This window comes from Chromobacterium amazonense (assembly GCF_001855565.1).
Lineage (GTDB): Bacteria > Pseudomonadota > Gammaproteobacteria > Burkholderiales > Chromobacteriaceae > Chromobacterium > Chromobacterium amazonense.
Window position 1 is genome coordinate 36,790 of record NZ_MKCR01000001.1, and the last position, 22,173, is coordinate 58,962.

At 62.8% G+C, this 22,173-nt stretch carries 18 protein-coding genes and 6 tRNA genes; 2 read left to right on the forward strand and 22 right to left on the reverse strand.

Features of this window, described 5'->3' with window-relative positions:
* Positions 1-66: 66 nt before the first annotated feature.
* The 9 genes from BI343_RS00165 to BI343_RS00205 all read right to left on the reverse strand — a co-directional run bounded on the left by BI343_RS00165 (position 67) and on the right by BI343_RS00205 (position 3,663).
* Positions 67-140: transfer RNA gene (locus tag BI343_RS00165), tRNA-Cys, on the reverse strand.
* Positions 141-184: 44 nt separating this feature from the next.
* Positions 185-260 (reverse strand) — tRNA-Gly (locus BI343_RS00170).
* A 25-nt stretch (positions 261-285) separates the two neighbouring features.
* A tRNA-Gly gene (locus BI343_RS00175) sits at positions 286-361 on the reverse strand.
* Positions 362-384: 23 nt separating this feature from the next.
* A tRNA-Gly gene (locus tag BI343_RS00180) sits at positions 385-460 on the reverse strand.
* Positions 461-483: 23 nt separating this feature from the next.
* Positions 484-559: transfer RNA gene (locus BI343_RS00185), tRNA-Gly, on the reverse strand.
* A gap of 22 nt (positions 560-581) precedes the next feature.
* Positions 582-657: transfer RNA gene (locus BI343_RS00190), tRNA-Gly, on the reverse strand.
* Between the two features lie 99 nt (positions 658-756).
* Complete coding sequence (pgsA, locus tag BI343_RS00195) at positions 757-1,338, reverse strand: CDP-diacylglycerol--glycerol-3-phosphate 3-phosphatidyltransferase (RefSeq protein WP_071108176.1); 582 nt, start codon at positions 1,336-1,338, stop codon at positions 757-759.
* An 87-nt stretch (positions 1,339-1,425) separates the two neighbouring features.
* A complete protein-coding gene (uvrC, locus tag BI343_RS00200; RefSeq protein ID WP_071108177.1) occupies positions 1,426-3,231 on the reverse strand; it encodes an excinuclease ABC subunit UvrC in 1,806 nt (601 codons plus the stop codon).
* Positions 3,232-3,663 (reverse strand): DUF4124 domain-containing protein, encoded by a 432-nt coding sequence (locus BI343_RS00205; RefSeq protein ID WP_071108178.1) that lies wholly within the window; start codon positions 3,661-3,663, stop codon positions 3,232-3,234. It abuts the gene before it with no gap.
* 140 nt (positions 3,664-3,803) lie between these two features.
* On the opposite strand from BI343_RS00205, the gene guaB reads away from it, so the two are divergent.
* Positions 3,804-5,267: an IMP dehydrogenase gene (gene guaB / locus BI343_RS00210; RefSeq protein WP_043625289.1), complete on the forward strand. Its 1,464-nt coding sequence runs from the start codon at positions 3,804-3,806 to the stop codon at positions 5,265-5,267.
* Between the two features lie 188 nt (positions 5,268-5,455).
* Here guaB and acpA read toward each other — a convergent pair whose 3' ends face one another.
* Positions 5,456-7,591 (reverse strand): acid phosphatase, encoded by a 2,136-nt coding sequence (acpA, locus tag BI343_RS00215; RefSeq protein ID WP_071108179.1) that lies wholly within the window; start codon positions 7,589-7,591, stop codon positions 5,456-5,458.
* A gap of 180 nt (positions 7,592-7,771) precedes the next feature.
* Between acpA and BI343_RS00220 the strand changes: the two genes are divergently transcribed.
* Positions 7,772-9,019: a cytochrome-c peroxidase gene (locus BI343_RS00220; protein WP_071108180.1), complete on the forward strand. Its 1,248-nt coding sequence runs from the start codon at positions 7,772-7,774 to the stop codon at positions 9,017-9,019.
* An 86-nt stretch (positions 9,020-9,105) separates the two neighbouring features.
* Here the strand turns inward: BI343_RS00220 and BI343_RS00225 are convergent, their stop codons facing one another.
* From BI343_RS00225 to BI343_RS00280, 12 genes are all read right to left on the reverse strand, one after another.
* Positions 9,106-10,401, reverse strand: coding sequence for an adenylosuccinate synthase (locus BI343_RS00225; protein WP_071108181.1), 1,296 nt, complete (start codon positions 10,399-10,401; stop codon positions 9,106-9,108).
* A 38-nt stretch (positions 10,402-10,439) separates the two neighbouring features.
* Complete coding sequence (locus BI343_RS00230) at positions 10,440-11,591, reverse strand: ATP phosphoribosyltransferase regulatory subunit (protein WP_071108182.1); 1,152 nt, start codon at positions 11,589-11,591, stop codon at positions 10,440-10,442.
* A gap of 97 nt (positions 11,592-11,688) precedes the next feature.
* Positions 11,689-12,573: a protease modulator HflC gene (gene hflC, locus BI343_RS00235; protein ID WP_043625274.1), complete on the reverse strand. Its 885-nt coding sequence runs from the start codon at positions 12,571-12,573 to the stop codon at positions 11,689-11,691.
* A complete protein-coding gene (hflK, locus tag BI343_RS00240) occupies positions 12,570-13,808 on the reverse strand; it encodes an FtsH protease activity modulator HflK (RefSeq protein ID WP_071108183.1) in 1,239 nt (412 codons plus the stop codon). Before hflK ends, hflC begins: the two co-directional genes overlap by 4 nt.
* Positions 13,795-14,925, reverse strand: coding sequence for a ribosome rescue GTPase HflX (gene hflX / locus BI343_RS00245; protein ID WP_071108184.1), 1,131 nt, complete (start codon positions 14,923-14,925; stop codon positions 13,795-13,797). The genes hflK and hflX overlap by 14 nt, the downstream gene beginning before the upstream one ends.
* A 92-nt stretch (positions 14,926-15,017) precedes the next feature.
* Positions 15,018-15,278, reverse strand: a complete 261-nt coding sequence (hfq, locus tag BI343_RS00250) for an RNA chaperone Hfq (protein ID WP_043625265.1) — start codon at positions 15,276-15,278, stop codon at positions 15,018-15,020.
* 91 nt (positions 15,279-15,369) lie between these two features.
* On the reverse strand, positions 15,370-16,782 hold the full coding sequence (der, locus tag BI343_RS19480; RefSeq protein WP_071108185.1) for a ribosome biogenesis GTPase Der: 1,413 nt from the start codon (positions 16,780-16,782) through the stop codon (positions 15,370-15,372).
* A 12-nt stretch (positions 16,783-16,794) separates the two neighbouring features.
* Positions 16,795-17,934 carry an outer membrane protein assembly factor BamB gene (bamB, locus tag BI343_RS19485; protein ID WP_071108186.1) on the reverse strand — a complete coding sequence of 380 codons (1,140 nt, stop codon included), beginning with the start codon at positions 17,932-17,934 and terminating at the stop codon, positions 16,795-16,797.
* A 4-nt stretch (positions 17,935-17,938) separates the two neighbouring features.
* Entirely contained in the window at positions 17,939-18,568 is a 630-nt protein-coding gene (locus BI343_RS00265) for a YfgM family protein (RefSeq protein ID WP_071108187.1), read from the reverse strand.
* Between the two features lie 19 nt (positions 18,569-18,587).
* Entirely contained in the window at positions 18,588-19,859 is a 1,272-nt protein-coding gene (hisS, locus tag BI343_RS00270) for a histidine--tRNA ligase (RefSeq protein WP_071108188.1), read from the reverse strand.
* Positions 19,860-19,894: 35 nt separating this feature from the next.
* Positions 19,895-21,178, reverse strand: coding sequence for a flavodoxin-dependent (E)-4-hydroxy-3-methylbut-2-enyl-diphosphate synthase (gene ispG, locus BI343_RS00275; protein WP_071108189.1), 1,284 nt, complete (start codon positions 21,176-21,178; stop codon positions 19,895-19,897).
* 13 nt (positions 21,179-21,191) lie between these two features.
* On the reverse strand, positions 21,192-22,172 hold the full coding sequence (locus BI343_RS00280; protein WP_071108190.1) for a helix-turn-helix domain-containing protein: 981 nt from the start codon (positions 22,170-22,172) through the stop codon (positions 21,192-21,194).
* Position 22,173 lies beyond the last annotated feature (1 nt).

Sequence of the window (22,173 nt, forward strand, 5' to 3'; positions counted from 1 at the left end):
TGTGGTTGACAGCTAAGGAATAGACAAAGAAAAACCCCGTAAGTCTTTGACTTACGGGGTTTTATTTGGAGGCGGGGGTCGGAATCGAACCGGCGTAGACGGATTTGCAATCCGCTGCATAACCACTTTGCTACCCCGCCGTAACCGGCGTATCGACCAGATTATATCTGATCAATCTGAATTTTGGAGCGGGAAACGAGGCTCGAACTCGCGACCTCAACCTTGGCAAGGTTGCGCTCTACCAACTGAGCTATTCCCGCGCTGCAAATTTTTCAAGCTTGATTCTGGAGCGGGAAACGAGGCTCGAACTCGCGACCTCAACCTTGGCAAGGTTGCGCTCTACCAACTGAGCTATTCCCGCAGTGCAGATTTTTCAAACTTGTTTGGAGCGGGAAACGAGGCTCGAACTCGCGACCTCAACCTTGGCAAGGTTGCGCTCTACCAACTGAGCTATTCCCGCATCACAAATTTTTTCAATACTTTTGGAGCGGGAAACGAGGCTCGAACTCGCGACCTCAACCTTGGCAAGGTTGCGCTCTACCAACTGAGCTATTCCCGCATCGAAAATTGTTTCAAGTTGCTGGAGCGGGAAACGAGGCTCGAACTCGCGACCTCAACCTTGGCAAGGTTGCGCTCTACCAACTGAGCTATTCCCGCGCTGCATAACTTGCTACAACCATCTTGATCTCGCTGCTGCTTCGTCAGCGGCGGCGAGAGACTGCGAATTATAGAGATTTGTTTGGGGCTGTCAACACTTCATACATCTATTTTTTTCCCCGCAAACTGTTTGGCGGCCATTTGCAGGTAATAAACCATTGACCATAAAGTCAATATGACCGCGACGTACATGGAAAAATTTCCCAAGCAGCGGGCATCAAGGCCCGGCAACAAGGTGCCATCGTACAGCAGCAGCGTGATCGCCAGCATTTGCGCAGCGGTTTTCAGTTTGCCGATATAAGCCACCGCCACGCTGTTGCGGTTGCCCATGCCCGCCATCCACTCGCGCAACGCCGAGATGGTGATCTCGCGGCCGATGATGATCATGGCCATCCAGCCTTCGGTGCGGCCCAGCTGCACCAGCAGGATCAGCGCGGCGGCGACGATGAGCTTGTCCGCCACCGGATCGAGAAAGGCGCCGAATGCCGATGTCTGCCCCAGCTTGCGCGCCAGAAAGCCATCCAGCCAGTCCGTGGCGGCCGCCAATGCGAAAATGCCGGCCCCCACGACATTGCGGCTATGCAGCAGCAAGATGGAGTCCGGCAGGAAAAACACCGCCACGCAGATCGGGATCAAGGCGACCCTGATCCAGGTCAGTAATATCGGCAAATTGAAGGGCATCGGTTTGGGTCTTGTCGCTTTAGGCTCGTCAACAACGCTAGCCGGCGCCCCGAGCCTGGATCAGGGGTGCCCGCCGCTTACAATCAACTAATGCAAGGCATTGTAAATCTTTTCCGCCAGGGTGCGGCTGATGCCGTCCACCTGCGTCAGGTCATCCACGCTGGCGGCCGCCACGCCGCGCAGCCCGCCAAAACGCGTCAGCAACTGCTGGCGGCGCTTGGCGCCGATGCCGGGAATGTCTTCCAGCGTCGATGCCGTGCGCGCCTTGGCCCGGCGCGCGCGATGGCCTGTGATGGCGAAGCGGTGGGCCTCGTCGCGCACGGTCTGGATCAGGTGCAATGCCGGATGGTCTTGGCGCAATTGTAGCGTCTTTTCCAAGTACGGCAGGATCAGCGTTTCCAGACCGGGCTTGCGCTCCTCCCCCTTGGCGATGCCGACGATGGGCAGATTCAGCCCCAATTCGCCGAATACCTCCAGCGCCACGCCCACTTGGCCCTTGCCGCCGTCGATGAACACCGCGTCCGGCAATCTGCCCTCGCCGTCCGCCAGTTTGCCGTAGCGACGTGACAGGACTTCGCGCATGGCGGCGTAATCGTCGCCCGGCGCGGCGGTGGTGATGTTGAAGCGCCTGTATTCGCCAGGCTGCATCGCGCCCTTGTCGTACACCACGCAGGACGCCACCGTGGCCTCTCCCATGGAGTGGCTGATGTCGAAGCACTCGAAACGGCCGGCGTCCTCCAGTTCCAGCACTTCGTTCAACTGCGCCAGCCGCTGGGTTTGCGTGGCCTTGCTGCCCAAACGCTGCAGAATGGCCAGCTCGGCGTTCTTTTCCGCCATCTCCAGCCATACCCGACGCTCGCCTATCGGGTTGCTGACGATGGCGATCTTGCGGCCTGCCCGCTCTTGCAAAAACTGCTGCAGCGCGTCGTCTAGCCCGCCATTGACGACCAGCGTCGTCGGAACCGCGGCATTCAGATAGTGCTGGGCGACGAAGGCCTGCAGGATTTCCTCAGCGGTATCGGCTTCACCGCCTATCGGGAAGTGGCTCTTGTCCCCCAGATGGCGGCCGCCTCGTATCATCACCAGATTGACGCAGGGCTGGCCATCGCGGATTCGCGCCGCCACCACGTCGCAGTCCTGCTGGCTCTGGTTGCTGGCGACAAACTGCTTCTCCTGCACCCGCGCCAGCGCCTGGATCTGGTCGCGCAGCTCGGCCGCCTGCTCAAAGGCCATCGCCTCCGCCGCCGCCGTCATCCGCCGCGTCAGTTCGTCTATCAGCTCGCTCTGCCGCCCATTCAGGAAGGCGACCGCGCTGGCGACATCCGCCGCGTACTCTTCTTTGGAAATATGCTCGACGCAGGGGCCGGAGCAGCGCTTGATCTGATACAGCAGACAGGGGCGGGAACGATTGGCGAACACCGCGTCCTCGCAGGTGCGCAAGCGGAAGACTTTTTGCAGGATCTGGATGCTCTCGCGCACCGCGTAGCTGTTGGGAAACGGTCCGAAGTACTGATTGGGCTTTTTCGGCTCGCCGCGGTAATACGCCATCTGCGGAAAGGCATGGCCGCTGAGCATCAGATAGGGATAGGACTTGTCGTCGCGAAACAAAATGTTATAGCGCGGCGACAGTGCCTTGATCAGATTGTTCTCCAGAATCAAGGCCTCGGCCTCGGAGCGCGTGACCGTGGTTTCGATATTGGCGATCTGCCGCACCATCAGCCGGATGCGCGGGCTGAGGTCGTTCTTCTGGAAATACGAGCTGACGCGGCGCTTCAGATCTATCGCCTTGCCGACGTACAGCACCTTGCCGTCTTCGCCCAGCATGCGGTAGACGCCGGGCAGCGACGGCAGGTTCTGCAATACGCTCTGGTAGTCGAATTCGGGCTTGGACACTTATTTATTGCACCAGGTCTGTACGTCTTTCTGAGCCTGGCGGATCATCTCGTTGCGCTGGGCGTCGGTGGCCAGCGCGGTGGAGCCCGGCAGGCGGATGCGCCCGTTCAGCTGCAGCGTGGACAAATTGTTTTGCGCCTGCTTGCAGTTCTGCTCCTTGATCTTGGCGTTGGCGGCCGCGATGGCCGCGCTATCCGACGCCACGGGCTTGCTCTCGGCTTTCTTTTCCGTCTTTTTTTCCGATTGCGGCGCGGAGGCCGGCATCGGCGCAGAGTGCGTCCGCACGTTCAGCTTGCGCGCGTTGACATTGGGCGGCGGCTGATCGGAATACACCTTTTTGCCGTTGGCGTCGGTCCAGGTGTAGACCTCGGCCAACGCGGCGGCCGGCGTCAGCAAAACCAGCAAAAACGTCCATACTAAAGATGACTTCATTGTCGCTATCCCCGAACCCTCTGGCTGTATGTCTCGGATTGTAAGGCTTGCCATCCGGCCGCGCAAAAGCGGTCGGAACGCGTTTTTGCAGAACAGTCGCCGATCCGGTACAATGCGGCTTTGCCGCCTAAGGAAACGCGATGCGTATCATCGAGAAAGCCTATACTTTCGACGACGTTCTCCTCGTCCCAGCTCATTCTGAAGTTCTGCCGCGCGACGTCTCGCTCGCCACGCGCCTTACTCGCAACATCACTTTGAACCTGCCGCTGGTTTCCGCCGCCATGGACACCGTGACCGAAGCCCGCCTCGCCATCGCCATGGCGCAGGAAGGCGGCATTGGCATCGTGCACAAGAACATGGGCGTCGAGAAGCAGGCTGCCGAAGTTTCCAAGGTCAAGCGCCATGAAAGCGGCGTGGTGAAAGACCCGATCACCATCGCGCCGGACATGTTGGTGCGCGATCTGGTTCTGCTGACCCGCCAGTACAAGATCTCCGGCCTGCCGGTGATCGAAGCCGGCAAGGTGGTGGGCATCGTCACCAACCGCGACCTGCGCTTCGAAACCCGCTTGGACCAGACCGTCGGCTCCATCATGACCCCGCGCGAGCGCCTGATCACCGTCAAGGAAGGCGCCAGCATCGACGAGGCCCGCGAACTGATGCACAAGCACCGCCTGGAGCGCGTGCTGGTGATCAACGACGCCTGGGAGCTGAAGGGCCTGATCACGGTCAAAGACATCATCAAGACCAGCGAACACCCGAACGCCAACAAGGATAGCCAAGGCCGTCTGCGCGTCGGCGCGGCCGTCGGCACCGGCGCCGACACCGAAGAGCGCGTCAAGGCGCTGGTGGCCGCCGGCGTGGACGTCATCGTGGTGGACACCGCCCACGGCCACAGCCAGGGCGTGCTGGACCGCGTGCGCTGGGTCAAGCAAAACTTCCCGCATGTCGACGTGATCGGCGGCAACATCGCCACCGCCCAGGCGGCGCTGGATCTGGTCAAGGCCGGCGCCGACGGCGTCAAGGTCGGCATCGGCCCCGGCTCGATCTGCACCACCCGCATCGTGGCCGGCGTGGGCGTGCCGCAGCTGACCGCCATCCACAACGTGTCCGAAGCGCTGAAAGGCACCGGCGTGCCGATGATCGCCGACGGCGGCATCCGCTTCTCCGGCGACATCGCCAAGGCGCTAGCGGCCGGCGGCAACGCGGTGATGCTGGGCGGCATGTTCGCCGGCACCGAGGAAGCCCCGGGCGAAGTGGAACTGTTCCAGGGCCGTTCCTATAAGTCCTACCGCGGCATGGGCTCGCTGGGCGCGATGAGCCAGGGTTCGGCCGACCGTTACTTCCAGGACAGCTCCAACGCCGCCGACAAGTTCGTGCCGGAAGGCATCGAAGGCCGCGTGCCGTACAAAGGCCCGATCGGCCAGGTGATCCACCAGCTGGTGGGCGGCCTGCGCTCGTCGATGGGCTACCTGGGCTGCCCGACCATCGCTGAGCTGCATGAGAAGGCTCAGTTCGTCGAGATCACTTCGGCCGGCATCCGCGAATCCCACGTCCACGACGTGCAGATCACCAAGGAAGCGCCGAACTACCACGTGGAACGCTAAGCCGTTACGCTGGAATTCGCCATGAAGGCAGGCCTCTAGGCCTGCCTTTTTCTTTGTCCATCTCGCTTTTCGGCCGCCCATCCTCCGTACTCACCACTGCGTCTCGCTTACGCGCGGCGCTATCCGCCGCGCCCACAAACAAAACCGCCCGGACCAGGCCGGGCGGTTGCAATGGAACGATGTCCCGCTTAGTTGAACGACAGCGCGCTCAGGAAGTCTCCCATCGGCTTGCCGCCGTTCTTCACCAGCGCCGCGTCGCGCGCAGTTACGCCCGGCAGCGGCTTCAAGCCGAAGCGGCGAGTCAGGAAGCGCAGGATAGATGCGGTGTCGTACTGGGTATGATCGACAAAGCCCTTCTTGGCGAACGGCGAGATCACAATCGCCGGGATGCGGGTGCCCGGTCCCCAGCCATCGCCTTTCGGCACCGCGGCATGGTCGTAGAAACCGCCGTTTTCGTCGTAGGTGACGATCACCAGCATGTTTTTCCACTGCGGGCTCTTCTGCAATTGGGCGATCACCGAGGCGATGTGCTGGTCGCCATCGGTCACGCTGGCATAGCCAGGATGCTGGTTCAGATTGCCCTGCGGCTTGTAGAACGCCACTTGCGGCAACTGGCCCTTGGCTGCGTCGGCGAGGAAGCTCTGATCGAAGTCCTTCAGGTGCTTGGCGCGGTAGTCAGCCTGCTTCACCGGGTCAAAATTGGCGAAGTAATTGAAAGGCTGGTGATGCGGCTGGAACTGGATCGCGCCGCCGTAAATCTGGCTGCTGTCGGTGAGCGCGGTATTCCAGCCACCCGCATACCAGGCCCAGCTGACCTTCTTGTCGTCCAGACGGTCGGCAATGGTGGCCTGGGTTTGCACCGGCAAAGTGGAAGCCTTCGTCAGATCGCCGTATTGCTTTTTGTCCGCGGAGGCGTTGCCGGTCGGCTGGAACGGCGGCTGCATGGTATTCACGGCGTAGAACTTGCCATCCTTGGCCGCGGGGGTGCCGTCGCTCCTGAATTTAGGCGTCAAGGTGCTGTCGTTCTTGTAAACCGGCTTGCCAATCAGCGCCGAGGCCGGGCTATTGGCCGCCGGCGTCAGACGCAGGAAATTGCCCTTGGCGTCGGTATCGATCGCCGAGATGCTGCCCTTGGCGACCGAGGTGTCGGCATTGGGATATTCCGGCGCGCAGGCGCAGATCAGGTACTGGTGATTGAGGAAAGAGCCGCCGAAAGCGCCCATGAAGAAGTTGTCGGCCAGCGTATACTGCTTGGCCAGCTGCCACATCGCCATCTTGCTGCCGTCGTAGTAGCCCATGGTCAGGCCGCCGGCATCGGAATACGCGGCGAATTTGTCGTTGGCGCCGCCATTGATCTGCATCTGGTTATTGAAGAAGCGGTGCACCAGATCGCGCGTGATCACCGATTGCGACACCACCACGCCCGTGCCGTTCAGGCCCTTGGGATCGTCGATCTGGAACGGCTTGTTGGCGAAGTTAGCCGTCTGCTGCTGGGTCAAGCTCACGCTCTGGCCGCCAGCGGTCAGGCCACCCCATGTCGGCGGCAAGACGGGCAGGACCGAGCCGTCAAAATCCTTCTGCGGCTCCGCCTTGCCCTTGGACGTCGGATTGACGTTCGGAATGCCGTTGGCGCCAGGGAATAGGCCGTACAAGTTATCAAAGCCGCGGTTCTCGGCGTAGATCACCACCACGTTCTTGATATCGCTCAGGCCCAGACGTTTGTGCAGATTGCTCTTGATATCGCCGGCGGCGCCGGCTTCCTTCACCGCGCTGGCGATGGCGTCGATGTTCTGGTTGATCGCAGACTTCAGCGTGGCCTTGACGTCGGGATCGCTTTCCTTGTTGTGGTCGGCCATCACTTTTTCCGGATCGACGCCTAGGCGATCGGCCACGGCCTTGCGCGCGGTGGGCAGATCCATGCCGCCATCCATCAGGTCAGCGATTTCGGTGGTCAATGAGCTGACCACCACATTATTGGCGCCGGACGGGGCGCGGAAAATCAGCGGGTCGGTTACCGGGGTGGCCGTGCCGGTATCGGGGTCATAACGCGTCGCATCGGTTCCCACCTCCACCAGCACCGCGCCACTGCCTTTCAGCGAAAACGCGCCATTGTTGTCGGTGTAGGTAAACGGCTCATTGCTGTCGCAATGTCCGTTGCCATTCTGATCCAGACACACTTTGGCGTGGCGGAAATAGCTGCCGGTCACCACGCCGCTGGTGCTGGAGGGTGACGCGCTGGCGGTAGAGGAACCGCCGCCGCCGCAGGCGGTCAGTACGGCCGCGCCGATCAGGGTCAGCGCAAAGCCACAGGTCAAGCGTTGCATGGGATGATCATCCTTGCGGTTTGATGAAGTGTGCGGATTATCCTGATGGAATGTTTCATTATGCTTACAAACTGTTAACATTACACGCGCCCACTACATCCGGGAAACAAACTGCCCACTGTCACATTTCTGTCACTTTCACGCAGTACAGTCGCCGCCACACCTCATTCATCCGACATCATGCTGCGCACACTCATCCCGCTATCGATTCTGGCCGCCCTTTCCACTTCCACTCTTGCCGCTCCGCCAGCCAAACCAGCTTATGTCGGCGCCGCCTATGCGCCCGGCGCCCGGCCGGTCAGCGCCAAGGCCTTGGAAAGCTTGGGCCGCCAGCTATTTTTCGACCGCTCGCTATCGGCGTCCGGCGCCATGTCCTGCGCCACCTGCCATAGCCCAGCGCATGCCTATGGCCCGCCCAACGGATTGGCCGTGCAACTGGGCGGCGTCGATGGCAAGCAACCTGGCGCCCGCGCCGTGCCATCCCTGCGTTATCTGCAAACCGTGCCGGCCTTCAGCGAACACTTCCACGACGACGATGGCAATGACAGCGAGGATGCCGGCCCGACTGGCGGCTTCACCTGGGACGGCCGCGCCGACTCCACCCACAGCCAGGCCTCCCTGCCCTTGCTGGCCGCCAACGAAATGGCCAATGGCACGCCAGCCGCCGTAGTGAAAAAATTGCAGGCGTCGCATGCGGCGAACAGTTTCCGCCAGTTGTTCGGCAAGGACATCTTCAGCCATCCGGACGCGGCGTTCGCCAAGGCGGTGCTGGCGCTGGAGGTTTTCCAGCAGAACCCCAGGGAATTTGCCCCTTACAACAGCAAGTACGACGCCTATCTGCGCGGCCAAACCAAGCTCAGCGCCCAGGAAATGCATGGGCTGAAAGCCTTCAATGACCCGGCCAAGGGCAATTGCGCGTCCTGCCATCTGAGCGCGCGCAGCGAAAACGGCGCGTTTCCGCTGTTCAGCGATTTCGGCCACATCGCCGTCGGCGCGCCGCGCAACCCTGCCATCGCCGCCAACCGCAACAGCCATTACTACGACCTGGGCCTGTGCGGCCCCTATCGTACCGACCTCAAGAACCACCCCGAATACTGCGGCCTGTTCCGCACGCCCAGCCTGCGCAATGTCGCCACGCGCAAAACCTTCTTCCACAACGGCGTGTTCAGCGATCTGCGCCAGGTATTGCGCTTCTATGCCGAGCGCGACACGCATCCGGAAAAGTGGTACCCGAAAGGCAAGGATGGCAAAGTGGCGAAGTTTGATGATCTGCCGGCGCGCTACCATGGCAATGTCAACATGGAGCCGCCATTCGGCGGCAAACCCGGCGCCAAGTCGGCTTTCAACGAACAGGACATCAATGACATGCTCGCCTTCCTGAAAACGCTGAACGACGGCTACAAACCGCCCAAGCCGAAGAAGATCTGAGAGCGCTCGCCCCGATCAGGTGGGCAGCCAACAAAAAAGCCCACCGCTGCACGGTGGGCTTTTTTACTGGCGCAATCTCGCGCGGCTTACAGGCCGAACGGGTGACGCAGCACGATGGTTTCTTCGCGGTCCGGACCGGTGGACACGATGTCGACCGGCGCGCCGCAAACTTCTTCGATGCGCTTCAGGTAGGCCTGGGCGTTGGCCGGCAGATCTTCCCAACGCTTCACGCCGACGGTGGTGCCGGTCCAGCCCGGCAGGGTTTCGTATACCGGCTCGCACTTGGTCACGGCATCGGAGCCGAACGGCAGAATGTCGATCTGCTTGCCGTCCAGCATGTAGCCGGTGCACAGCTTGATCTCCTCCAGTCCGTCCATCACGTCCAGCTTCATCACGCACAGGCCGGACACGCCGTTGATCTGAATCGAGCGCTTCAGCGCGGCGGCGTCGAACCAGCCGCAGCGGCGCGGGCGGCCGGTAACGGAGCCGAACTCGTTGCCGCGCTTGGCCAGGAAGGCGCCGATTTCGTTTTCCTGCTCGGTCGGGAACGGACCGGAGCCGACGCGGGTGGCGTAGCCCTTGACGATGCCCAGCACGTAGTTGAGCATTTGCGGCGGCACGCCGGCGCCCGGCGCTGCCGCGCCGGCCACGCAGTTGGACGAAGTCACATACGGGTAGGTGCCGTGGTCGATGTCCAGCAGGGTGCCCTGTGCGCCTTCGAACAGGATGGGCGTGCCGGCCTTGTCCAGGTCGTACAGGGTGCGCGACACATCCGCCACCATCGGCTTGATGCGCTCAGCCATCTTCATGGTGTCGGCCAGGATCGCCTCGTAGCTTACCGGCTCTGCCTTGAACAGGTTGGTCAGCAGGAAATTGTAGTAGTCTACGTTTTCCTTCAACTTGGAGGCGAAGCGTTCCCGATTGAACAGGTCGATCACCTTCAGCGCGCGGCGGGCCACCTTGTCTTCATAGCAAGGGCCGATGCCGCGGCCGGTGGTGCCGATCTTGCCGGCGCCCAGCGAGGCTTCGCGCGCTTGGTCCAGCGCGATGTGGTACGGCAGGATCAGCGGGCAGCCTTCGGCGATCTTCAGACGCGCGGAGGCGTTGACGCCGGCGGCTTCCAGCTCGTCGATCTCCTTCAGCAGGGCTTCCGGCGACAGCACCACGCCGTTGCCGATGAAGCACTCCACATCGGGACGCAGGATGCCGGACGGCACCAGGCGTACCACGGTCTTCTTGCCGTTCACCCACAGGGTATGGCCGGCGTTGTGGCCGCCTTGGAAACGCACCACGGCGCGCGCGTGGTCGGTCAGCCAGTCAACGATTTTGCCCTTGCCTTCGTCACCCCACTGGGTGCCAATCACGACAACGTTCTTGGACATTGGAAAAAACCTCTTCGTCAGTCAGATTCAAATAAAAATCAATGAAACGGCGCCAGCTGCCAGCCCTGCTCGGCAGGCACCAGCTCGCGATCGCAATTCAACGCTTCCGCCGATTCGCCCAGATAATCGACCACCACCATCTCGCCCGCGGCGCGCAGACGCGCCACTTCCTCAGCGGCAGCCGGCAGATGGCGCGCCGAAACGCGGATGCCGCGGCTGGAATCGCGCTCCGGCAGGATGCGCAAAAGATCGCGCAAGTCCAGGCTGAAGCCGGTGGCAGGACGGGCGCGGCCAAAGCGCCGGCCCACATTGTCGTAGCGGCCGCCGCGCGCGATGGCGTCGGACCAGCCCGGCGCGTAAGCCGCGAACATCAGGCCGGTGTGATAGAAGTCGCCGCGCAGCTCGGCCAGATCGAAGCTCAGCTCCGCCCGGCCCTGCATCGCGCGGGCGATGGCGGACAGCTGCATCAACCCCAGCTCCACCTCCGGCAGCGAGGGCAGACGGGTGCGCGCCTTCTCCAGCACCGCGGCCGGGCCATACAACTCCGGCAACGCCAGGAAGGCGCTCTTGTAAGGCTCGGCCACGCCGGCCACCAGCGCGGCGATGCCCGCGGCGTCCTTGTTCTGCAACAGGCTGAACAGCTCGCGGCTCACCTCCGGCGCGAGGCCCGCCGCCGCGGCCAAGCCGCGGTAGATGGCGATATGGCCGACGTCCAGACGCAGTTTTTCCACGCCGGCTTTTTCCAGCGTGGACAGCATCAGATCGATGATCTCCAGATCGGCCTCGATGCCGGCGTATCCGTACAGCTCGGCTCCGACCTGCAGCGGCTCGCGCGAGCTGGTCAAGCCGGATGGACGGCTGTGCACCACGCTGCCGGCGTAGCACAGGCGAGTGACGCCGGTGCGGCCGCCCAACAGGTGGGCGTCGATGCGCGCCACCTGCGGCGTGATGTCCGCGCGCAGGCCCAGCTGCCGACCGGACAACTGGTCGTCCAGCTTGAAGGTTTTCAGATCCAGCGTGACGTCGCCTTCGCTGACCAGCGAATCGATGTACTCGATCAGCGGCGGCAGCACCAGCTCGTAGCCGGCCACGCGGAAGCCTTCCAGCATCGCGGCCTTGGCGGATTCAACCTGGCGCGCCGTGGCCGGCAGGATGTCCGCGATATATTCAGGTAACAGCCAATTACGCATTTCGTTTCAACAGAATAAAAGGCGGGAGGAGCCCCGCCTTGTCATCAGCAAACTGGCCAGGTCGCCCCGGCCAGTCTTCTTTATACTCAATTGTCGCTTACTTGCTCTTGCCTTGTCCCGCCTGCGGGTTCTTCAGGTACTTGAAGAAATCGCTGCTTGGATCCAGCACCAGCACGTCGCTCTTGTTCTTGAACGACTCCTTGTACGCATCCATGCTGCGCCAGAAGGCGTAGAACTCCGGATTCTTGCCATAGGCTTCGGCGTAGATCGCTCCAGCCTTGGCGTCGCCGGCGCCCTTCAGCTCCTGCGCCTTGCGATAGGCTTCGGCCAGGATCACGTCGCGCTGCTTGTCGGCTTCCGCCCGCACCCGCTCGGCATCGGCCGCGCCTTCGCTGCGCAGCTTGCTGGCCACGGTGCGACGCTCGGACTGCATGCGGTCGTAGACGGAACTGCTTATTTTATCCGGAAAGTCGACGCGTTTTAAGCGGACATCGAGAATTTCCACACCTATTTTACGCGCATCCGCGTCCGCGCGCTTGCGAACCGTCTCCATCACCTGATCGCGCTGGCCGGAAATGACGTCGGCAACGGTCTTTTGGCCGAACTCCGCGCGCAGGCCATCGTTGATGGTCTGCTTCAGACGCGCCACCGCGGCGGCTTCGGTGCCCACGCTCTTGTAGAACTGCGACACATCCACCACGCGCCATTTCACAAAGCTGTCCACCAGCACGTTTTTCTTCTCGCGGGTATTGAACAGCTCAGGCGTTTCCGCATCGATGGTCTGCACGCGGCGGTCGAAATAGCGCACGTTCTGCAGCAGCGGAATCTTGAACTGGATGCCCGGCTGGGAGATCACCTTGACCACCTCGCCGAACTGGAAGACCAGCGCGTACTGGCGCTGATCGACGGTGAACAGCGACAAGCTGGCGACAAACAGCGCGCCGGCGATCGCCACCAGGGTTGGGATCAGTCTTTGCGTCATCGCTCCGCTCCAAAAATATCGCGACCGCGCGAGGTATCGCGCCCGTTCTTGGCCGCCGGCGGATTAGCCGGCTGGGCCGGGGCCGCAGGGGCCGGGCTCGCGGAGGGTTGGGCGGGTGCCGGCGCGGCGGCGCCGGGGGCGGTCATCTGCACCAGCTTGTCCAGCGGCAGGTAGAGCAGGCTGTTGCCGCCCTTCTGATCCACCAGCACCTTGCTGCTGTTGTGCATGATCTGCTGCATCATGTCGAGGTACATGCGGTCGCGCATGACCTTGGGCGCCTTGTTGTATTCAGGCAACACTTGCTTGAATCGCTGGGCATCACCCTCGGCGCGCTCCACCACCTGCTGCTGGTAAGCCTCGGCTTCCTGCACCAGACGCGAGGCCATGCCCTTGGCCTTGGGCACCACCTCGTTGGCGTAGGCCATGCCCTCGTTCAGCAGCTTGTCCTTGTCTTGGCCCGCCTTCACCGCGTCGTCGAACGCCGCCAGCACCTGCTGCGGCGGCTGCACGTCGTTGATGTTGACCTTGGCGATGCGGATGCCGGCCTGATAGCGGTCGAGCACTTCCTGGATCAGCTTGCGGGCGTCGGCAGCAATTTGGGCACGCCCCTCGTTCAGCACGAAGTCTACCTTGTTGCGCCCCACCACTTCGCGGATGGCGGTTTCCGCAGCCTGCTTGACCAGATCCTTGCCGTCGCGCTCCCGCGAGGCGTTGTTGAATAGAAACGCGCGCGCATCTTTGATGTCGTACTGCACCGACAGCTGAACGTCGATGATGTTCTGGTCTTCGGTCAGCATCAGCGACTCTTCCGGCACGCGGTTCTGCGCGCTGCCGCGATAACCGACTTCGACGCTGCGCAGTTCGGTCAGGTTGACGATCTCTGCCTTTTCGAACGGATAAGGCGCATGCCATTGCAGGCCAGGCTCGGTCAGGCGGTTGAAACTGCCCAGCTGCAACACCACGCCGGCTTCGCGCGCGTCCACCACGTAGAAGCCGCTGGCCAGCCACAAGGCGGCCAATACGCCGATCACGGCGGCGGCGCCGCCTTTGAACGACGGCGGCGACATGCCGGAGCCGGGGCGTCCGCCCTGGCCCATCGGATTGTTCGGGCCGCCATTGCCGGACTTGCCGCCCAGCAGGCGGGACAGTTTGCGGTTCAGATCACGGAACACTTCATCGAGGTCCGGTGGCCCATTCTGGCCGTTGCGGCCACGGTTCGGGTCATTCTGCGACATGCTCGTATGGTTCTTTATGGTTGTTAGCGAAAGGTTGCACCCGTTCGGCAATCGCCTCGCGCAAGAGTTCCAGCCCCTCGCCCTTCAGCGCCGATACGCGTACCGAAACGATCTGGCCATCCTCCCCGCGCTCGATCTCCGGCGGCAGCGCTTTCAGATCGCATTTGTTCCATACGATCAGCTGCGGAATGCCATCGGCGTCGATTTCGGCCAGCACCTTGTTCACCTCCTCAATCTGCGCATCGCGCATCTCGTTGGCGCAGTCCACCACATGCAGCAGCAGATTGGCCTGGACCGTCTCCTCCAGCGTGGCGCGGAAAGCCGCCACCAGGGTATGCGGCAGATCGCGGATGAAGCCGACGGTGTCGGACAGCACGACGGAGTTTTGGTGGTTCAGGAACAGCTTGCGGCTGGTGGTGTCCAGCGTGGCGAACAGCTGGTCGGCGGCGTAGCTGTTGGCCTTGGTCAGCACATTGAACAAGGTGGATTTGCCGGCGTTGGTATAGCCCACGATGGACACCGAAGCGATGCCGGCGCGATTGCGCCCCTTGCGCTGGGTATTGCGCTGCTTCTGCACCTGGGCCAAACGCTCCTTCAGCGCCTTGACGCGGATGCCGAGCAGGCGGCGGTCGGTTTCCAGCTGGGTTTCGCCTGGGCCGCGCAGGCCGATGCCGCCCTTCTGCCGCTCCAAGTGGGTCCAGCCGCGCACCAGCCGCGTGGACAGATGCGACAGCTGGGCCAGCTCCACCTGCAGCTTGCCTTCATGGCTGCGGGCTCGCTGAGCGAAAATATCGAGGATCAGGCTGTTGCGGTCGATCACGCGGCACTGGATCACGCGCTCCAGGTTGCGCTCCTGGCCCGGCGACAGCGCGTGGTTGAAGATCACCACGTTGGCGCCGGTGGCCCGCACCATGGACGCGATCTCCTCCACCTTGCCCTTGCCGGCGAACAGGGCCGCGTCAGGGCGCTGACGCTTGCCCTGCACCATGCCGAGAATTTCGACATGGCTGCTGCGCACCAGCTCGGCGCACTCGGCGACACTTTCCTGGTAGTCGGCATCACCAAAATCCAGGCTGACCAGAACGGCCTGGTCGCCTAAGTCGGGACGATCAAACATGCTGTAGCAATCTAGTGCGGCGATAAAAGACAAAGGCCGAAAGGCCGCATGCATGATGCGGCCAATCGGCCCGGGCGGCGAGGCCGGCTGCCTTAGGCGTCCTGCGCCTGTTCCTGCTTCTGCGCCGGGTGTTCGTGCGGGATGGTAACCGCGCGAGCCGGGACCACGGTGGAGATGGCGTGCTTGTAAACCATCTGGGTGACCGTATTCTTCAGCAGAACCACGTACTGGTCGAAGGATTCAACCTGACCCTGCAGCTTGATGCCGTTGACCAGATAGATGGAGACCGGCACGTGTTCCTTACGCAGGATGTTCAGGAACGGGTCTTGTAACATTTGCCCTTTAGAGCTCATTCGTTTTTCTCCGAATCGTTGATTGTTGTATTAACTGTACAGCGAACAGCGCGGCGGCCTGCTTATTTTTAGCAGAAAACATTCCGGCGTACTATTTTTTGCTGTTTTTGCCGTAGCGAACTTCTTTTTCCCTGCCCCGCATCTTGGACATCGGCTTAGGCTTGGCCCGGGATTTCTCCTTGCCGTCGTCGTTGTCGAACGGGTTTTCCGACGATTTATACTGCACTCTCAGCGGGGTGCCCTGCAGTTTGAACACTTTACGGAAAGTATGTTCCAAATAGCGGGTGTAGCTGTTGGGTATATTGTCGAGCGCGTTGCCGTGCACGACGATGATAGGCGGATTCTGCCCGCCCTGGTGCGCATAGCGCATCTTGGGGCGGATCAGGCCGCTGCGCGGCGGTTGCTGGCGCTCCAGCGCCACCTGCAGCACCCGCGTCAGCTTCGGCGTCGCCAGCTTCACCATCGCGGCGCGGTAAGCCTCGTCGATCGATTTGAACAAGTCTGCCACACCTCGGCCCTCGATGGCCGAGATGTAATGAAACTTTGCGAAATCCAGGAAGTTGAGCTTGCGCGCGATCTCGCGGCGCACGGTGTCTTTCTGCTCGCTGTCCAGGTTGTCCCACTTGTTGACCGCCACCACCAGGGCGCGTCCCGCTTCCAGCGCGAAACCGGCAATGGTGGCGTCCTGCTCGGAGATGTCCAGCTGGGCATCCAGCACCAGCACCGCGACGTTGGCGTCTTCAATCGCCTTCATGGTCTTGATGACGGAGAATTTCTCCAGCATCTCGTTGACCTTGGCGCGGCGACGCACGCCGGCGGTGTCGATGATGGTATAGGTATGGCCTTCGCGCTCAAAATCAATATAGATGCTGTCGCGGGTGGTGCCGGCCTGGTCGAAGGCGATGACGCGCTCCTCGCCCAGAATGGCGTTCACCAGGGTGGACTTGCCGACATTCGGCCGGCCGATCACGGCGAACTTCGGATGGCGGCTGTCTTCTTCCTCCACTTCATCGGGGAAGCCCTCCAGCACCAGTTCCATCAGCTCGCGCACGCCGTCGCCGTGGGCGGCGGAAATCACCAGCGGTTCCCCCAGCGCCAGTTCATGGAACTCGGCGCCGGCGATGGCATGCTTCATGCCTTCCGCCTTGTTGACGGCCAGGAACACCGGACGGTCCAGCTGGCGCAGGCGGTTGGCGATGATCTTGTCTTGCGGCGTCAGGCCGGAACGGCCGTCCACCAGGAACACCACGGCATCGGCTTCGTCAACGGCCTGCAAGGTCTGCTTGGCCATTTCGAACAGGATGCCTTCGTCCACCACCGGCTCGAAACCGCCGGTGTCCACCACCAGATACGGCTTCTCGCCGACCCGGCCTTGGCCGTAATGACGGTCACGCGTCAGGCCCGGCTGGTCGGCGACCAGGGCGTCACGGCTGCGGGTCAGCCGGTTGAAGAGGGTCGACTTGCCCACATTGGGGCGGCCGACCAGCGCTACGGTAGGTTTCATGTAAAACTGCTTTTATCCCAAATTCAGCATCGCCAAGCGGCCATCCTGTCCCTGTACCAGGGCGGAGGAGCCGAGCGACACCGGTTGATTGACCGGACCGGAGGTGCCGATCTTGCTGCGGCCGACAATGCCGCCGCTCTCGTTGGATAGCAGATGCGCATAGCCTTCGCCATCCACCACCAGCACGAAGCGGCCCAGCATGACCGGGCCGGAGACATCGCGGTACTTCAGATCGTCGTTTTTCCAGACGTTGCGGCCGCTCTGGCGATCATAGGCCCAGACCGAACCGTTTTCCGCCGTCACGTAGACATTGCGGGCATCCACCGCCAGGCCGCGGCTGGACGAGATCTCGCGCGCCCACTGCAAGCTGCCGCTGCGCGCCTCAAAGCAGGCGACGCGCCCTTGATAGGCCACGGCGCACACCTGGCCGCCATCGAATACCGGGCGGCTGGTCACGTCGGTGACGCGCTCCAGCTCGGTGGCGCCGCGCGGCGTGGCCACGGCGCCCTGCCACAGCGAATTGCCGGTTTGTGGATTGATGATGTCGAGCTGGCCGCCGGCCTGCCCCACCATCACCGCCTCGCGGCCCACCGCGCGCATCGAGCCGTCGTTGCGCACCGTCAGCTGCGGCAATACGTTGCCGACCGACCACTGCTGCTTGCCGTCGGCCAGGTTGAACCCCGTCAGACGGGCATCGTTGGTGCGCACGATGACCTTGTCGCCGGCGATCTGCGGCGCTTCCAGCATCAGGCTGGTCAGGGACTGCTCCCACAGCGTCTTGCCGCTGGCGCGGTCCACCGCCAGCAGTTTGGCATCCTGGGTGCCCACCAGCACGGTATCGCCGCTTACGGCGACGCCGGCGCTGAGGCCGCGCTTCAGCGACACATCGCTCTGGATACGGCCGGACAGGGCATCGATGCTGCGGATGCGCCCTGTCGCGTCGGCGCTCACCACATTGCCGTTGGCGTACACCGGCAGAAAGCTGCCGGCCGGCGCCGCCTGCTGCAGCGTCCACTTGACCTCCAGCGTCTGCAGCGGCTTGATGGCGGCCAGCGGGGTCGGCTGAAATTGCGAGGAACCTTCAAACCAGCTGGCGCAGCCAGCCAGCGACAAGGAAGAGATGACAGCGGTAAGCAACAGTTGGCGGCGCATGCGGTCAGCCTCCCAGCGCGTCGAGTTTCATCCGAACCAGCTCGCGGTTCGGGTTTTCTTCCACCAGCTTGGCCAACGCGGCCTTGTAGGCGTCGCGCGCGCCGGCGGTATCGCCCTTGGCGGAGAACACATCGCCCTTCAACTCGAGATACTCAGCGTCGAAAGCCGCCGGGTGCGGCTGGTTGAGCTCAGAAATCGCGGCATCGTATTTCTTCTGCTGCAGATGCAGCGATGCCAGGCGCAGGCGGGCGATGGCCTGCACCGCTTCATCCTTGCCGTTCTGCACTACCCACTGCAGCTGGCTGGCGGCCAGATCCAGGTCGTTCTTGTCGAACGCCGCCTTGGCCAGCACCAGCGCGCTGCGGCTGGCGTAAACCGTGCTGGCGAACTCGCCTTGCAGTTGCTGGGCCGCCGCTTTCAGTTTGGCGACGTCCTTGGCGGCAATGGCGGCGTCCACCGCCTCATAGGCGACCGCCGCTTTTTCCGCTTGCTGGCGCTGATACATGCCATAGGCCTTGTAACCCAGGTAGCCGAGGCTGACCGCCAGCACTGCGCCGCCGATCAGTTTGCCCCACTGCTGCCAGAAGGCCTTCATCGAATCGATCTGTTCCTGTTCCTGCAAGTCGAACGCCATTGCGTTCCCCCTTATTCAATCAAGCTTTCAGAGTGGCCAGCGTCGCGGCGACATCCGCGGCTGCCACGGTCTTTTGTTCGATTTCCGCGCGCAAGGCCTTGATCACGGCCTGGCCGGCGGCGATCTCGTTCTCGCCGACGATGACGGCGAACGCTGCGCCGCTGGCATCGGCCTTCTTCATTTGCGACTTGAAGCTGCCCTCGCCCAGGTGCTGCACCACGGAGAAACCGGCGGCGCGCAGTTGCTGCGCCAGCTTCATCGAGTACAGGCCCGCCCCCTCGCCCTGGTTGACTAGGTAGACATCGACGCCGCGCTGCGACGGCAGCAGGCCCTTGTCTTGCAGCAACAGCAGCACGCGCTCCATGCCCATGCCGAAGCCGATGCCCGGCGCCGGCTTGCCGCCCAGCTGCTCGATCAGGCCGTCGTAACGGCCGCCGGCGCAGACGGTGCCCTGGGCGCCCAGCTCGGTGGTCACCCACTCGAACACGGACTGGTTATAGTAGTCCAAACCACGCACCAGCCGCGGGTTTTCCACATACTCCACGCCCAGCGCGGCGATCATCGCCTTCCAACCCTCGTAATGGGCACGCGACGCCTCGCCCAGATAGTCGGACAGTTTGGGCGCGGCGTTGGCCATTTCCTGCAGCGCCGGATTCTTGGTGTCCAGCACGCGCAGCGGATTGGTGTACAGGCGGCGCTTGCCATCCTCGTCCAGGATGTCGACGTGGCGCTCCAGGTACTGGATCAGCGCGTCGCGGTGGGCGGCGCGCTCTTCCTTGTTGCCCAGCGAGTTGATTTCCAGACGCACATACTGGCTGATGCCGAGACGGCGCCACAGGTCGGCCGTCATCGCGATGATTTCGGCGTCCACGTCCGGGCCGGCAAAGCCCAGCGCTTCCACGCCCATCTGGTGGAACTGGCGGTAGCGGCCCTTTTGCGGACGCTCGTGGCGATACATCGGCCCCATGTACCACACCTTCTGGGTGGCGTTGTAGAGCAGATTGTGCTCGACCACCGCGCGCAGCGTGCCTGCGGTGCCCTCGGGGCGCAGCGTCAGGCTGTCCCCGTTCAGGCTGTCAATGAAGGTGTACATTTCCTTTTCGACGATGTCGGTGACTTCGCCGATGGAACGGACAAACAACGCGGTATTTTCCAGGATAGGGGTGCGGATGTTGTGGTAGCCGTAGTCGGCCAGCAGCTTGCGCAGCACCCCTTCAAAATATTCCCACTGGTAGGATTCGGTCGGCAGCACATCGTTCATGCCTTTGACCGCTTGGTATTTCTGAGCCATTGCTATCTTCTTGTATCAGCTGAATTCTGGTTCCGTCAGGCTTTCACCGGCTGGATCGGAATGGTGCGGCTGGCGTTTTCGCGGCGCTTGGCGCCGCCTTCGCCATAGCGGGTTTTGACATAGTTGTCGACGATGGCGGTGAACTCGGCCGCGATGTTGTCGCCCTTCAGCGTCACATCCTTGTGGCCGTCCACATAGACCGGGGCCACCGGCACTTCGCCGGTGCCGGGCAGGGAGATGCCGATGTCGGCCAGCTTGGACTCGCCCGGACCATTGACCACGCAGCCCATCACCGCCACCTTCATGTCCTCGACGCCAGGGTATTGCAGACGCCATACCGGCATCTGCTCGCGCAGGTAGTTCTGGATATCGTCCGCCAGCTCCTGGAAGAAGGTGCTGGTGGTGCGGCCGCAGCCCGGACAGGCGGTGACCAGCGGCGTAAAGCTGCGCAGCCCCATGGTTTGCAGCAACTCCTGCGCCACCACCACTTCCTTGGTGCGGGCCTCGCCCGGTTGCGGCGTCAGCGAGATGCGGATGGTGTCGCCTATGCCTTCCTGCAACAGCACGGCCAGCGCGGCGCTGGAAGCGACGATGCCCTTGCTGCCCATGCCGGCTTCGGTCAGGCCCAGGTGCAGCGGGTAGTCGCAACGGCTGCCCAGCTCGCGGTAGACGCTGATCAGGTCCTGCACATTGCTGACCTTGCAGGACAGGATGATATTGTCCGGCGACAGGCCGATTTCCATGGCTTTATCGGCCGACTCCAGCGCCGAAACAATCAGCGCTTCCTGCATCAGTTTGGGCAGCGGCAAGGGGGCTGCGGAGCGGTTATTGGCATCCATCATGCGCGCCAGCAAGGCTTGATCCAGGCTGCCCCAGTTGACGCCGATGCGCACGGCCTTGTCGTACTCCATCGCGGTGCGGATCATGAAGGCGAACTTGTCGTCGCCCTTGGCGCCTTTGCCGACGTTGCCGGGATTGATCCGGTATTTGGCCAGCGCCTGGGCGCAATCCGGGTATTCCTTCAGCAGACGGTCGCCGTTGAAGTGGAAGTCGCCGACCAGCGGCACATTGCAACCCTGATCATCCAGCCGCTGGCGGATTTCCGCCACGCGCGCCGCCGCTTCCGGCGAGTTGACGGTGATGCGCACCACTTCGGAACCAGCCTGCGCCAGCTGATACACCTGTTCCGCCGTCGCGGCGGCGTCGGCGGTATCGGTATTCGTCATCGACTGCACCACCACTGGCGCGGCGGAGCCTACCAAAACATGCCCCACCCGCACTAGGCGAGTGGGGCGGCGCGCGATATTCACGCTATCCATTCGCTACCCTGCATCACTTGAGTTGAATCTTGGCGGTTGTGCCGCGGATCTTGTCGCTGAAGTCCACCGGCTTGCCGTTGTAGCTCAGCTCCACCTGGCTGGCGTTGCCCACCACCACTTTGAACGGCGCGGTGCCGGAAACCTCGGTGGCATCGCCAGGCTGCATGACTTTGTAAATCAGTTTGCGGCCGGTGGCGTCCTGCACCGATATCCAGGCCGCGTCCTTAACGTTGACGCTGACCTTGTCGTTGCCTGGCGCCGCTGCCGGCGCGCTGGCCAGCGGCTTGGCCGCAGCAGCCTTGACCGGGGCGCTCGCCACCGGCTTGGCGGCAATCACCTTGGCTGGCGCGCTGGCAACAGGCTTGGCAGCAGCCAGCTGGGCCGGGCTGCTGGCTGCCGGCTTGGCGGCCGCCACCGCAGCGGAGGCGGGAGAGTTCGTCGGCGTCGCTGCCGCCGGAGAGGATGCCGCCACGGCAGACGCATCATGCTGCTGGGTCAGCATCGGGGCCAGTTGGTCGTCCGCATGCTGTTCCGCCTTGGCGCCGCCATCGTCGCGATTGGCGTACCAGAAGCCGCCGCCCGCGATGCCTGCGACAATCACCGCCAGCGCCAGCCATTTGCCAATGGACGAGCCTTCGCGGCTTTCCGCCGGCGCCTCCTCCGGCTCGTGCGGCAAGTCGCGCGCGGCGGTGCCTTTTACCAGATTGGCCACATCATTGACGGCCGAGGGGAAATGCTGCTCCAGGGCCTGCATCAGCGGCTCCGGATCCACGCCCAGAAAGCGCGCGTAATTGCGGACGAAGCCACGGACAAAGGTGGCTCCGGGCAAAGCGTCGAAATCGTCGCGCTCGATCGCTTCCAACTGCCGCATCGACAGCTTCAGCCGATCAGCCACTTCCCCCAAGCCCAGTCCGGCCGCCTCGCGCGCCGCTTTCAAACTGGGGCCGATGCCTTTGGGCATCGGAGCGTCTAGATGTTCGTTTGTTCTTTCCATC